The organism is Streptomyces caatingaensis, assembly GCF_001187435.1.
GTDB classification, from domain to species: Bacteria; Actinomycetota; Actinomycetes; order Streptomycetales; family Streptomycetaceae; genus Streptomyces; species Streptomyces caatingaensis.
On record NZ_LFXA01000002.1, the window covers coordinates 584255 to 597454 of the forward strand.

The 13200-nt window shown below is 75.1% G+C and carries 9 protein-coding genes; 4 read left to right on the plus strand and 5 right to left on the minus strand.

All coding sequences use genetic code 11. The features are described 5' to 3' along the window. Window positions 1-103 precede the first annotated feature (103 nt). Both AC230_RS03230 and AC230_RS03235 read left to right on the plus strand, forming a co-directional pair. On the plus strand, window positions 104-4072 hold the full coding sequence (locus AC230_RS03230; RefSeq protein WP_078870915.1) for a Pls/PosA family non-ribosomal peptide synthetase: 3969 nt from the start codon (window positions 104-106) through the stop codon (window positions 4070-4072). Between the two features lies 1 nt (window position 4073). Next, window positions 4074-5501: a M1 family metallopeptidase gene (locus tag AC230_RS03235; RefSeq protein WP_049714377.1), complete on the plus strand. Its 1428-nt coding sequence runs from the start codon at window positions 4074-4076 to the stop codon at window positions 5499-5501. Window positions 5502-5629: 128 nt separating this feature from the next. Here the strand turns inward: AC230_RS03235 and AC230_RS03240 are convergent, their stop codons facing one another. Both AC230_RS03240 and AC230_RS03245 read right to left on the minus strand, forming a co-directional pair. Beyond that, window positions 5630-7951, minus strand: a complete 2322-nt coding sequence (locus tag AC230_RS03240) for a Tex family protein (protein ID WP_049714378.1) — start codon at window positions 7949-7951, stop codon at window positions 5630-5632. A gap of 97 nt (window positions 7952-8048) precedes the next feature. Further along, on the minus strand, window positions 8049-8813 hold the full coding sequence (locus AC230_RS03245; protein ID WP_049714379.1) for an enoyl-CoA hydratase/isomerase family protein: 765 nt from the start codon (window positions 8811-8813) through the stop codon (window positions 8049-8051). Between the two features lie 97 nt (window positions 8814-8910). On the opposite strand from AC230_RS03245, the gene AC230_RS03250 reads away from it, so the two are divergent. Both AC230_RS03250 and AC230_RS03255 read left to right on the plus strand, forming a co-directional pair. Then, window positions 8911-9552: an HdeD family acid-resistance protein gene (locus AC230_RS03250; RefSeq protein ID WP_049714380.1), complete on the plus strand. Its 642-nt coding sequence runs from the start codon at window positions 8911-8913 to the stop codon at window positions 9550-9552. 129 nt (window positions 9553-9681) lie between these two features. After that, window positions 9682-10224, plus strand: a complete 543-nt coding sequence (locus tag AC230_RS03255) for an ATP-binding protein (protein ID WP_078870916.1) — start codon at window positions 9682-9684, stop codon at window positions 10222-10224. On the opposite strand, the gene idi is transcribed toward AC230_RS03255, so the two are convergent. The 3 genes from idi to galE all read right to left on the minus strand — a co-directional run bounded on the left by idi (window position 10199) and on the right by galE (window position 12945). Then, on the minus strand, window positions 10199-10810 hold the full coding sequence (gene idi, locus AC230_RS03260; protein WP_049714381.1) for an isopentenyl-diphosphate Delta-isomerase: 612 nt from the start codon (window positions 10808-10810) through the stop codon (window positions 10199-10201). The two genes, AC230_RS03255 and idi, sit on opposite strands and share 26 nt — an antisense overlap. A gap of 90 nt (window positions 10811-10900) precedes the next feature. Beyond that, the gene (locus AC230_RS03265) at window positions 10901-11842 is read right to left on the minus strand and encodes a cation diffusion facilitator family transporter (RefSeq protein ID WP_049714382.1); all 942 of its coding nucleotides are present in this window, start codon (window positions 11840-11842) and stop codon (window positions 10901-10903) included. Between the two features lie 116 nt (window positions 11843-11958). Next, window positions 11959-12945 carry a UDP-glucose 4-epimerase GalE gene (gene galE / locus AC230_RS03270; protein ID WP_049714383.1) on the minus strand — a complete coding sequence of 329 codons (987 nt, stop codon included), beginning with the start codon at window positions 12943-12945 and terminating at the stop codon, window positions 11959-11961. Window positions 12946-13200 lie beyond the last annotated feature (255 nt).

Consider the following 13200-nt stretch of genomic DNA (forward strand, 5'->3'; position numbering starts at 1 on the left):
ACATTGGCCTCTTCATACGAACCCGTGGGTGCGGAGAGACGTCTGTGGGTGCGGACGTCCGAGGGGCGTCCGCATCTCCGACGTCGAATTGAGGCGTAAGGCCATGTCCCCGACTCTTTCCAGTTCCACGCCCACCCCACTGGCAGCATCGGTGGGGCGGGCGCGTTATGCGGGCGCACCGCCCCACGGCGAACGCACCCTGATCGACGTCCTCGACGCGACGGCGGCCACCCACCCCGAGGCGCCCGCCCTCGACACCGAGGACGGCGTGCTCACCTACCGCGAGCTGTGCGCGGCGGTCGAGGAGCGCGCCGGGCGGCTGCGCGCCGCCGGGGTCGGACCGGGGGACAGGGTCGGCGTCCGCGTCCCCTCCGGTACCGCGGAGCTCTACCTGTCGATCCTCGCCGTCCTGCGCTGCTCCGCCGCGTACGTGCCCGTGGACGCCGACGACCCCGAGGAACGCGCCGCCACGGTGTTCCACGAGGCGGACGTGTGCGGGGTCGTCGTCGCGGACGGCTCGCTCGCGCCGGGGGAGCGCCCGCCGGTGGCGGCCGCGCCCCGCCTCCCGCTGCCCGAGGACGACGCCTGGATCATCTTCACCTCCGGCTCCACGGGCGCCCCCAAGGGCGTCGCGGTGTCCCACCGCAGCGCCGCGGCCTTCGCCGACGCCGAGGCCGCGCTCTTCCTGCGGGACGAGCCGCTGGGCCCCGGCGACCGGGTCCTCGCCGGGCTGTCCGTCGCCTTCGACGCCTCCTGCGAGGAGATGTGGCTGGCCTGGCGGCACGGCGCCTGCCTGGTCCCGGCCCCGCGCTCGCTGGTCCGCGCGGGCCACGAGCTGGGCCCCTGGCTGATCGAGCGGGGGGTGACCGTCGTCTCCACGGTGCCCACCCTCGCCGCCCTGTGGCCCCGGGAGTCGCTCGACCGCGTCCGGCTGCTGATCGTCGGCGGCGAGGCCTGCCCGCCCGGCCTCGTCGAGCGCTTCGCCGTCCCCGGCCGCGAGATGTGGAACACCTACGGCCCCACCGAGACCACCGTCGTCGCCTGCGCCGCCCGCCTGCTGCCCGGCGAGCCCGTCCGCATCGGCCTGCCGCTCGACGGCTGGGACCTCGCCGTCGTCGACGAGAACGACGAGCCCGTCCCCTTCGGCGCCGAGGGCGAGCTGGTCATCGCCGGCGTCGGCACCGGCCGTTACCTCGACCCCGCCAAGGACGCCGAGCGCTTCCGCCCCTGCGCCGCCCTGGAGAGCGAGCGCGCCTACCGCACGGGCGACCTCGTCCGCGCCGACGAGGCCGGTCTCGTCTTCGCCGGCCGCGCCGACGACCAGGTCAAACTGGGCGGCCGGCGCATCGAGCTCGGCGAGATCGACGCCGCGCTCGGCGAACTCCCCGGCGTGCGCGGCGCCGCCGCCGCGGTGCGCACCACCCCCTCCGGCTCCCAGCTCCTCGTCGGCTACCTCGTGCCCGGCCCCGGCTTCGACCGGGCCGACGCCAGAAAGCGGCTGGCCGAGCGGCTGCCCGCCGCCCTGGTCCCCGTCCTCGCCGAGGTCGCCGGCCTGCCCACCCGCACCTCCGGCAAGGTCGACCGCAACGCCCTGCCCTGGCCCCTGCCCGCCACCGGCGACGACGTCACCGCGCGGACCGAGGAGCTGCACGGCACCGCCGCCCGCCTCGCCGGCCTGTGGGAGGAGCTGCTGGGCGTCCGGCCAGGCCCGGACGACGACTTCGTCACCATGGGCGGCACCAGCCTGACCGCCGCCCGCATGGCCTCGGCCCTGCGCGAGCACCACCCCGGCGTCTCCGTCGCGGGCCTCTACCGGCACACCGTCCTCGCCGACATGGCCGAGCACATCGACTCCCTCGACGCCCCCGCCGCCGAACCCGGCCCCCGGCGGACCGTCCGGCCCGTGCGCCGCCGTACCGGGGCCGCCCAGATCCTCGTCCAGACCGCCCTCTACGGCGTCCAGGGCCTGCGCCTCCTCACCGGCCTCGCCACCGCCGACAACATCCTCGGCCTCCTCGCCCCGCGCAGCTGGGCGCCCCACACCTCCTGGTGGCTGCTGATCGCCTCCTGGGCACTGCTGTTCAGCGCCCCGGGCCGGTTCGCGATCGGCGCGGCCGCCGCCCGCCTGCTCACCCGCGGCGTCACCCCCGGCGCCCACCCCCGCGGCGGCCGGACGCACCTGCGGCTGTGGACCGCGGAACGCGTCGTCGCCTCCTTCGGCGTCCCCTCCCTGATGGGCACCCCGTGGGCCCCCTGGTACGCGCGCGCCCTCGGCTGCCGGGCCGGCCGCGGCGTGGCCCTGCACGCCATGCCGCCCGTCACCGGCCTCGCCGAGTTCGGCGACGGCGCGAGCGTCGAGCCCGAGGCCGACCTCTCCGGCTGGTGGATCGACGGCGAGACCCTGCACGTCGGCACCGTACGGCTCGGCGCCGACTCCCGCGCCGGCCACCGCAGCATGCTCATGCCCGGCTCCTCCCTCGGCGCCGGCGCCGAACTCGCCGCCGGCGCCTGCCTCGACGGCCACGTGCCCGACGGGCAGACCTGGGTCGGCTCGCCCGCCCGTCCCGACGCAGCCGTCCACCGCGCCGGCGGACCCGTCCGCCCGTCCGACGGCTGGCCCGAGCCCCGCGCCGGGCGCTCCCGCCGCTGGGCCCTCGCCTACGCCCTCTCCCTGGCCGGCATGCCGCTGCTGCCGCTCCTCGCGGCCGCGCCCGCCCTCGTCGCCACCTACTACCTGATCAAGGACAGCGGCACCCTCGGCTCCGTCGCCCTGCGCGTGCTGCTCGCCGTCCCGGCGCTCACCGTCGTCACCACGCTGTGCTGGATGCTCGTCGTCGCGGCCACCGTCCGCGTCCTCGGCCGCGGCATCACCCCGGGCCTCCACCCGGCCTGCGGCGGCGTCGCCTGGCGGGCCTGGTTCGTCACCCGCCTGCTCGACGGCGCCCGCCGCACCCTCTTCCCCGTCTACGCCAGCCTCGCCACCCCCGTGTGGCTGCGGATGCTGGGCGCCAGGGTCGGCCGCCGCGCCGAACTGTCCACCGTGCTCCCGCTGCCGTCCCTGCTGACCGTCGACGACGGGGCGTTCCTCGCCGACGACACCCTCGTCGCGCCCTACGAACTGCGCAGCGGATGGCTGCGGCTGGGCACCGCCCGGGTCGGGCGGCGCGCCTTCGTCGGCAACTCCGGCATCGTCGGCCCCGGCCGTACCGTCCCCGACCACGCCCTGATCGGCGTCCTGTCCGACGCCCCCGAGCACAGCGAACCCGGCACCTCCTGGCTGGGCCGCCCCGCCATGCCGCTGCCGCGCGTGCCCACCACCGCCGACGCGGGCCGCACCTTCGAGCCGCCGCGCCGCCTCGTCCTGGCCCGCTCGGCCGTCGAACTCTGCCGCCTCCTGCCGCTGATGTGCGGCCTCGCGCTCGCCGACGTGGTCCTCATCGGCGAGCAGCAGGCCCTCACCACCGGCGGGCCGGGGCTCGCCGCGCTCGTCGGCATCCCGCTGCTCGTCGTCTGCTCGGTGGCCGCCGCCCTGCTGGCCACCGCCGCCAAGTGGCTGCTGATGGGCCGCTTCCGCACGGGCGAGCACCCGCTGTGGAGCTCCTTCGTGTGGCGCAACGAGCTGTACGACACCTTCGTGGAATCCCTCGCCGTCCCCTGGCTGGCGGGCCCCTTCACCGGCACCCCCGTGCTCAACTGGTGGCTCCGCACGCTGGGCGTGAAGATCGGCCGGGGCGTGTGGTGCGACACCCACTGGCTGCCGGAGACCGACCTCATCTCCCTCGGCGACGGGGTCAGCGTCAACCGGGGCTGCGTCCTCCAGACCCACCTCTTCCACGACCGGATCATGCGCATGGACACCGTCCACCTCGCCGAGGGAGCCTCCCTCGGCCCGCACGGCATCGTGCTCCCCGGCACCCACGTCGGCGCGCACACCGCCGTCGCCCCCTCCTCGCTCGTCATGCGCGGGGAGTCCGTCCCGGCCGGCACCCGCTGGGCCGGCAACCCCATCGCCGGCCAGCGGCCGGCGGCGGCCGCCCCGGCGTCCGCGGCGGAGCGGGAAGCCGCCGCGTGACATGGGGAGCGGACGAAGCGCGTGCAGCCGCCGCGCCCTCCTCGCGGGGGCGGTGCTCCCGTTGACCGCCGCCGCGGCCGCCGCCTCCGGTCCCCGGCGGCGGCCCCGGCGGGAGCGGCCGCAGCCCTACTTCCCCGGGCACGGCTCGTACGGCCACCGGACCGTGGCCTACGATCTGGAGCTCGGCTACGACCCCGGGGCGGGGTGGCTCGACGGCCACGCCCGCATCGAGGCCGTGGCCAACGGCGCCGTCGACCGGGTCGCACTCGACCTGGCCCGGCTGGAGGTGCACGAGGCCCGCCTCGACGACCGGCCCGTCGCCTTCCGGCGCAAGGGCGGCAAGCTGCTGATCAGCACGCCGCGGACGCTGGAGGCCGGCCGGCCCTTCGCCCTCGACATCCGCTACGGCGGCCGGCCCCGGCCCGTCCCCTCGCAGTTCGGCCCCATCGGCTGGGACCGCACCGGCGACGACCACGACGGCACGCTCGTCGCCTCCCAGCCGGTGGGCGCGCCCTCGTGGTTCCCCTGCAACGACCGGCCCGACGACAAGGCGTCCTACACCTTCGGGATCACCGTCCCCGTGGGCCACCAGGCGCTGGCCAACGGCTCGTTGGTCGAGCACCGGCGGAACGGCGCGTCCGCGCGCTGGACCTACCACCACCCCGGGCCGATGGCCAGCTACCTCGCCGCCGTCTACACCGGGCGGTTCGCGCGCGAGACCTGGACGCCCCGTGACACCGGGGCCCCCGTGCCGGTGCACATCGCCTGCCCGGCCGGGACGGCGAAGGAGGTCCGGCACGACCTGGCCCGCCAGGGGCGCATCCTCCGGGTCTTCACCGACCTCTTCGGCGACTACCCCTTCGAGTCCTACGGGGTCGTCGTCGTGGACGCGGAGCTGGCGGCGCCCGTCGAGAACCAGACGCTCTCCGTCTTCGGCACCAACCACATGGACGGCCGGCGGACTTGGGAGACGCTCGTCGCCCACGAGACGGCGCACCAGTGGTTCGGCAACAGCGTCGGCCTGGGCGACTGGCAGCACATCTGGCTCAACGAGGGGTTCGCCACCTACGCGGAGTGGCTGTGGTCCGAGCACCTCGACGAGGACGACGCGGACACGCTCGCGCGGCGGGCCCGCGACGAACTGGCCGGCCGCCGGCAGAACCTGCGCATCGCCGACCCCGGCCGGCGGCACCTCTTCGACGACCGCGTCTACGTGCGCGGCGCCTGCGCCCTCCACGCCCTCCGCCTCGCCGTCGGCGACACGCGGTTCTTCCGCGTGCTGCGGACGTGGCACGAGGCGCGGCGGGGTGGGTTCGCGGACACGGACGCGTTTCTCGCGCATGCCGCGCGGGTCACGGGGCGTGACGTCGCGGACGTCCTCGGCCCGTGGCTCTTCGAGCCGCGCGTGCCGAAGTACGCGCCGGCGTAAGGGGGTTGCCCCAGCCCCTCCCCCAGAGGGGGCACCCCCGTTTCACCGTTTCTGGCGCGGCTCCGCCGCGGTTTGTCCTCGAGCGCCGGACGGGCTGAACCAGCCCGTCCGGCGCTCGGGTCACAAACTCAGCGGAGCCCGGCCCGCCGCAACGCGTCCGCCATCGCCCCGCCGCCCCCCGCCGCAGGCGAGGGCGCCTCCCGCCGCTGGCGGGGCGCCCGCGAGCGCGGAGCCCGGGACTCCCGGGCACCCCGCGCCTCGTCATCCAGCCGCAACGTCAAGGAAATCCGCTTCCGAGGCACATCCACCTCCAGCACCTTCACCCGCACGATGTCCCCCGGCTTCACCACATCCCGCGGATCCTTCACGAACGTCCGCGACATCGCCGACACGTGCACGAGCCCGTCCTGGTGCACCCCGACGTCGACGAACGCCCCGAACGCCGCGACGTTCGTCACGACGCCCTCCAGGACCATCCCCGGCTCCAGGTCGCCGATCTTCTCGACGCCCTCCTTGAAGGCGGCCGTGCGGAAGGCCGGACGCGGGTCGCGGCCCGGCTTCTCCAGCTCGCGCAGGATGTCGGTCACGGTCGGCAGGCCGAAGGAGTCGCTGACGAAGTCCTCCGGGCGCAGGGAGCGCAGCACGGCGGTGTCGCCGATGAGGGCGGCGACGTCGCCCCCGGTCCGCTGGGCCATCGCCCGGACCACCGGATACGCCTCGGGGTGGACGCTGGACCCGTCCAGCGGGTCGTCGCCGCCGCGGATGCGGAGGAAGCCGGCGCACTGCTCGTACGCCTTGGGGCCGAGCCGCGGGACGTCCTTGAGGGCCTTCCGCGAGCGGAAGGGGCCGTTGGCGTCGCGGTGGGCGACGATGTTCTCCGCGACGGTGCCGCTGATGCCGGAGACGCGCGAAAGGAGCGGCGCGGACGCGGTGTTGACGTCGACGCCGACGCCGTTGACGCAGTCCTCGACGACCGCGTCGAGGGAGCGGGAGAGCTTCACCTCGGACAGGTCGTGCTGGTACTGGCCGACGCCGATCGACTTGGGGTCGATCTTGACGAGCTCGGCCAGCGGGTCCTGGAGCCGCCGGGCGATGGAGACGGCGCCGCGCAGCGAGACGTCGAGCCCGGGCAGCTCCTGGGAGGCGAAGGCGGAGGCGGAGTAGACCGAGGCGCCGGCCTCGGAGACGACCACCTTGGTGAGGCCCAGCTCGGGGTGGCGCGCCATCAGGTCGGCGGCGAGCCGGTCCGTCTCGCGGGAGGCGGTGCCGTTGCCGATGGCGACGAGCTCGACGCGGTGCTCGCGGGCGAGCCGCGCCAGGGTGGCCAGCGAGGCGTCCCACTTGTTCTGCGGGACGTGCGGGTGGATGGTCTCGGTCGCGGCGACCTTGCCGGTGGCGTCGACGACGGCGACCTTCACGCCCGTGCGGAAGCCCGGGTCGAGGCCCATCGTCGCGCGGGTGCCGGCGGGGGCGGCGAGCAGCAGGTCCCGCAGGTTGGCGGCGAAGACGCGCACCGCCTCGTCCTCGGCGGCCTGCCGGAGCCGCAGCCGCAGGTCGATGCCGAGGTGGACGAGGACGCGGGTGCGCCAGGCCCAGCGGACCGTCTCCGCCAGCCACCCGTCGCCCGGCCGTCCCCGGTCGGCGATGCCGAAGCGGCGGGCGATGGCCTGCTCGTAGGCGCTCGGCCCGGCGGGCGCCTCCCCGGACGGGCCGGGCTGCTCGGGCTCCAGCACCAGGTCGAGGACGTCCTCCTTCTCGCCGCGCAGCATCGCCAGCACCCGGTGCGAGGGCAGCTCGGTGAAGGGCTCGGCGAAGTCGAAGTAGTCGGCGAACTTCGCGCCGGCCTCCTCCTTGCCCTCGCGCACCTTCGCGACGAGGCGCCCGCGCGTCCACATCCGCTCGCGCAGCTCGCCGATGAGGTCCGCGTCCTCCGCGAAGCGCTCGGTGAGGATCGCCCGGGCGCCCTCCAGCGCGTCGGCGGCGTCGGCGACCCCCTTGTCCGCCGAGACGAAGGCGGCGGCCGCGGCCGCCGGCTCCGTGCCGGGGTCGGCCAGCAGCCCGTCGGCCAGCGGCTCCAGCCCCGCCTCGCGGGCGATCTGCGCCCTGGTGCGCCGCTTGGGCTTGAAGGGCAGGTAGATGTCCTCCAGGCGGGCCTTGGAGTCGGCCTCGCGGATCCGCGCCTCCAGCGCCGCGTCCAGCTTGCCCTGCGACCGCACGGACTCCAGGACCGCCGCCCGGCGGTCCTCCAGCTCGCGCAGGTACCGCAGCCGCTCCTCCAGGGTGCGCAGCTGCGCGTCGTCGAGCGCGCCCGTCGCCTCCTTGCGGTAGCGGGCGACGAACGGCACGGTCGCGCCCCCGTCGAGCAGCTCGACGGCCGCCTTCACCTGCCGTTCCCGAACGCCGAGTTCCTCGGCGATCCTGCTTTCGACCGACGCACCGTTAGCCGTCACGATCCTGCTCCGCTTTCTCTTCGAGCTCTCCGGGCCGCGGACTGCATTGTGGCAGGTGCCGCCGACAGCGCGGGCCGCACCGCCCCGGGCGGCGGGCTCAGCCCGACGTGGGCACGCGCCAGGCGAACCGGGGCGCGCGCCGTTCCAGGAACGCCGCCCGCCCCTCGGCCAGCTCCGCCCCGCCCTGTTCCGCCCAGTACGCGACGCGCTCCTGCGGCACCGCGGCCCCGTCCGCGAACTCCTTCGCCGCCACCTGCGTCAGCAGCGACCGCGAGGCCAGCGTGGCGGCGAACTGCGCCACCCGCCCCGCCAACGCGTCCGGCGCCCACACCTCGTCCACCAGTCCGGTGCGCAACGCCCGCTCGGTGCCGATGAGTTCGCCGGAGAAGAGGAGGTACTTGGCGGTCGCGGGGCCCACGAGCCGCGTCAGCCGGCGCGTGGAGGAGGCGGCGTAGACGATGCCCAGCCGGGCCGGGGTGACGCCGAAGACCGCGCCGTCCGCCGCGAACCGCAGGTCGCAGGCCGCGGCGAGCTGGCACCCGCCGCCCACGCAGTGCCCCCGCACCGCCGCCAGCGTCGGCTTGGGGAACGCCGCGAGCGCCTCCTCGGCGGCCACGGACAGGTCCCGGGGGTCGTCCCCGTCGGCCCCCGCCAGGGAGGAGATGTCCGCGCCCGCGCAGAACGTGTCGCCCTCCCCGGTCAGCACCAGCACGCGTACGGCGGGATCGGCGGCGCACCGCTCCAGCAGCGGCGGCAGGGAGCGCCACATGGCGGGGGTCATGGCGTTGCGCTTGGCGGGGTGGGCGATCCGGATCGTCGCCGTGCCGGCGCCGTCGAGGTCCAGGTGCAGTGCGGGCTCCATGCGACGGATGCTAGCCCGGCGCGGGATGCCGTCCGGAGCGGGCGAACCTATGCTCGGGAGGAGGGGGCCGCGACGGGGGCGCTGCGAGGAGGCCCTGATGACACGCGCCAAGAGCACGCCGAAACGGCTGAGCCGGGGCTTCGGCGTCCTGGCCCTGCTGGGCGGGATCCTGGTCCTCGCCGGTCTGGTCGGTCTCGTCTACACCGCGTTCGCGACGCTGACCACGATGGTCCTCTTCGGCTGGCTGCTGCTGATCGGAGGCGTCGTCGGTCTGCTGCACGCCGTGCAGTCCCGGGAGAGCGGCTACTTCTGGCTCGCCGTGATCGTCGCGGCGCTGAACATCGCGGCGGGCGTGGTGGTGCTGCGGCATCCTGTGGCGGCGGCCGGGACGCTGACGATGTTCGCCGCGCTGCTCTTCCTCACCGGAGGGCTGTTCCGGCTGGCGGGCAGCCTGGTGGTGCGCGGGCCGCAGTTCGGCTGGATGCTGCTCCAGGGCCTCCTGGGGCTGCTGCTGGGCGTCCTGGTGCTGGCGGACTGGCCGCGCAGCAGCCTGTACGTCATCGGTGTGTTCTTCTCGCTGGAGCTGCTCTTCGACGGGCTGGGCCTGATCGCGACGGGCGTCGGCGGGCGCCAGGTCGTCCGCATGGTGACGGGCGGCGGGAGCCGCCGACCGGAGGGCCGAGTTCCGGACCGTTCGTCAAGTGGCGATCAGGGCGGCCAGGAACAGTCGCGTGAGTGACTGCGGCATACGCGCACGGTCAAATAGCGTCGATTGACGGCGAGTTCTGATCAGCGCTCCGGTGCGGACGGTGGTCTTCCCAACACTCGGCGTGTGCGGTGGAGCCACGGCGAGGGGTTGGTATCGGACATGGAGATCGTCGGGGGCATCCCGCCCGAGCCGGGCCGGGCCGCGCCCCGCAAGCCCGCCGAGTGCGCCGGGCACGACAGAAGCTGGCGGTTCACCGCTCCCGCGCTCCCCTCCTCGGTGCCCCGCGCCCGCCACGGCGTCCACGACCTGATGCGCCGTCAGCGGGTGCCGCTGTGCCCCGACCTCCTCGACGGCCTGCTGCTGATCGTCTCCGAGCTGGTCACCAACGCCGTGCGGCACGCCGCCGTGCTCTCCCCGGAGCTCACCGTGGAGGTCTCCCTCGCCCCCGGATGGGTCCGGGTGGCCGTCGAGGACGGCCACCCCTTCCGGCCCCGGCCCCTGGCCGCCGACGCGGAACGCACCGGCGGCCGGGGGCTGTTGCTGGTGCAGGCGGTGGTGGACGAGGCCGACGGCCGGTGCGACGTCGAGCACACGCCCGGCGGCGGCAAGGTCGTCTGGGCCGCCCTCCCCTACGGCCCCGCCGCGGGGGAGGGCGCCGCGGGGGAGGCCGCCGCCCCTACCAGCCCGCCGCCGTTCCGATGAGCTCGCGCACCGCCGGCCGCGCCGCGTCCAGGACCGTCGCGAACCACGCCGAGAACGTCACCTCGCCCATGAGCTTCTCCAGCTCGGCGGGGGTCACGAAGGCCGTCTCCTCGACCTCCTCCGGATCCGGGTCCAGCCCGTCCCGCACCAGGCCCACGAAGAGGTGGTTGTACTCCTGCTCCACCAGCCCCGACAGCGGATCGGGATGGTTGTAGCGGACGGTCCCGGCCTCGCGCAGCAGCGCGGGCGCCACGCCCAGCTCCTCGGCGGTGCGGCGGGCGGCGGCCACGAACGGCCGCTCGCCCGGGTACGGGTGCCCGCAGCAGGTGTTCGACCACACCCCGGGGGAGTGGTACTTGCCCAGCGCACGGCGCTGGAGCAGCAGCCGGCCCGCGTCGTCGAAGAGGAAGACCGAGAAGGCGCGGTGCAGCCGGCCGGGGGAGACGTGGGCGGACAGCTTCTCGGCCGTGCCGATGGTTCTGCCGTCCTCGTCGACCAGCTCCAGCATGATCGGTTCGGCGGCGTCGGCGGAGGAGGGGACTGCGGCGGAGTCGGCGGAGCGGCCCTCGGCTGATGTGATCGGCATTGACCATCCTCGGTGTCGTCTTCGGTCTTCAGTCTGCCGTACGGCGCCGGGGGCGCCACGGCGGACGTGTCCCAACGGAAGGCCGGCCCGTCAGTGACAGAGCCCGGCCTCGTGTTCCGCGTACCCGCCGGGCTCCAGCTGGAACGTGCAGTGCTCCACCGCGAAGTGGGTGCCCAGGCACCCCCGCAGGTCGTGCAGCATCCGCTCGTGCCCCGCCGCGTCCAGCGCCGCCCGGTCGACCACCACGTGGGCCGAGAGCACCGGCAGCCCGGAGGTGATGGTCCATACGTGCAGGTCGTGGACGCCCCGGACCCCCGGCAGGGCCGTGATGTGCGCCCGGACCTCGTCCATGTCGACGTTCCGGGGCGCCGCCTCCAGCAGGACGTCCAGCGCCTCGCGCAGCAGCTTCAGCGTCCGGGGCACGATCATCAGGCCGATCACCAGCGAGGCCACCGGGTCGGCCCGGGTCCAGCCGGTCGCCATGATCACCAGGGCGGCGACCACCACGGCGAACGAGCCGAGCGCGTCGGAGAGCACCTCCAGGAACGCCCCGCGCACGTTCAGGCTCTCCTTCTGCCCGCGCATCAGCAGGGACAGCGACACCAGATTCGCGAACACGCCCACGAGGCCGAAGACGACCGTCGTCCCGCCCGGCACCGGCTGCGGCTCGGCCAGCCGCCGGACCGCCTCGACGAGGATGTAGCCGCCGACCCCGAGCAGCAGCAGGCAGTTGAGCAGCGCCGCGAGGATCTCGGCCCGGGCGTAGCCGAAGGTGCGCCGCCCGGTGGGCGGCCGGTTGGCGAAGTGGATCGCCACCAGCGCCATCGAGACGCCCACGGCGTCCGTCGCCATGTGCCCGGCGTCCGCCAGCAGCGCCAGCGAACCGGTCAGGGCGCTGCCCGCGATCTCCGCCAGGAGGACGGTCACGGTGATCCCCAGCGCGACGCGCAGCCGGCCGCGGTGGGCGGCGCCCGCGGTGCCGGTCCGCGGGGACCGCTCGTGCGAGTGGCCGTGCTGGTGCCCTGCGCCCATGTCGCCTCCCGTGTGCCGCCCGGAGCCTCAGTGAACTACGGGCGGCAGGTCCCGGGCAACGCGACACCGAACACCGTTGTCATCCCCTCTGACCTGCGGGGACGCAGAGGCGGAGGTCAGGCTCCGCGGGCCTCGGGATGGTGCAGGCACCAGCCCGCCCAGGCCGATTCGACCATGCTCCGCACGTCGTGCCGCGGGCTCCAGCCGAGCCGCCGGGCGATCAGGCCGTTCGCCGCCACGACGCGCGCCGGGTCGCCCGGGCGGCGCGGGCGGATCTCGGGCTCCAGGTCGGCGCGGCCGGTGACCTCGCCGATCAGGTCCGCCATCTCGCGCACCGACACCCCGGTGCCCGTGCCGACGTTCAGCGTGAGGTCGCCCGGGCCCGGCCGCTCGTCCAGCGCGCGGGCCGCGGCGAGGTGGGCGGTGGCCAGGTCCTCGATGTGGATGTAGTCGCGCACACAGGTCCCGTCGGGGGTGGCGTAGTCGTCACCGAAGATCAGCGGACGCTCCCCGCGGGTGATCCGGTCGAACATCATCGGGATGATGTTGAACACACCGGTGTCCGCCAGCTCCGGCCGGGCCGCGCCCGCCACGTTGAAGTAGCGCAGGCAGGCCGTGGAGATCCCGTGCGCGGCCCCCGCCGCCCGCACGAGCCACTCGCCCGCCAGCTTCGTCTCGCCGTACGGGTTGATCGGCAGGCACGGCGTCTCCTCGGTGACGAGGTCGACGTCCGGCATGCCGTAGACGGCCGCGGAGGAGGAGAAGACGAAGCTCCGCACGCCCGCGTCCACCACCGCCTCCAGGAGCACGGTCAGCCCGTGCACGTTCTCCCGGTAGTAGAGCAGCGGCTTCTCGACCGACTCCCCGACCTGCTTCTTCGCCGCCAGGTGCACCACCCCGGTGACGTCCAGCTCCTTCAGCGCCCGGTCGAGCACCGCCCGGTCCAGGACCGAGCCGCGCACCAGGGGCACCTCGGGGGGCAGGCGCTCCGCGCTGCCGTTGGACAGGTCGTCCAGGACGGCCACCCGTTCGCCGGCCCCGGTCATCGCCCGGGCGACGTGCGCCCCGATGTACCCGGCCCCGCCTGTGATCAGCCATGTCATGCACGGCACCCTAGACCAGTCGGCAGCGGGGACCGGTTTTGTCCGGGAGGGGACTCCTCCGCCATGCTGGTTCCTCCCGCGGCCGGGAACCGGACGGGCGTCCCCGGACGTCCTTACGGCGACGGCCCACCGGGTGTACCTGCGGTGAACGGCGCCTTCGGGTGATCCGATAGCCTCTGCCGGACGTGCCGCTCGCCACCGACGCCGGGGCCCGCGCGGCACCACCGCTGCCCGGACCCCTGCGCACCCGAGGCG